Here is a 385-nt window from a genome sequence, read left to right on the forward strand (position 1 = left end):
GGAGTATCCCCTCATGAGACGTCTTGGTTTCTTTCTGACCGGCCTCGCCATCCTGGTGGGCATCAATGTCACCGTCTGGCGTTTCGAGCACGCCATAAGCAGCGGCGAGAACGTGCTGCTGGAGCTGGCCCCGGTCGATCCCCGCTCCCTGATGCAGGGGGACTACATGCGCCTGAGCTACGCCCTCGCCCGCCAGTTGGGAAGTCCGCACCAGGAGGGCGCCGCCCCCCAGATCCTTGTCATCCGCCTCGCTGAGCAGCAGGTGGCGCAGCGCGTAGAGGGAGGCGCCCCCGACGCCCTGGCTCCGGACGAGCGGCTGTTGCAGGACAGCTGGCAGCAGGGCGAGTGTAGGATAGGTCCAGATGCCTTCTTCATCGAGGTGGGG

Annotated in this window: 1 protein-coding gene; it reads left to right on the forward strand. The window is 66.0% G+C overall.

Annotated elements, in window-relative coordinates; translation table 11 throughout:
* Positions 1 to 13: 13 nt before the first annotated feature.
* A partial coding sequence (locus ACEWB7_RS18695) for a GDYXXLXY domain-containing protein (RefSeq protein ID WP_411581189.1) occupies positions 14 to 385 on the forward strand: 372 nt, incomplete at its 3' end.

Origin of the sequence: Acinetobacter sp. NIOH-H-8 (assembly GCF_046635365.1) — a bacterium.
Classification (GTDB): domain Bacteria; phylum Pseudomonadota; class Gammaproteobacteria; order Pseudomonadales; family Moraxellaceae; genus Acinetobacter.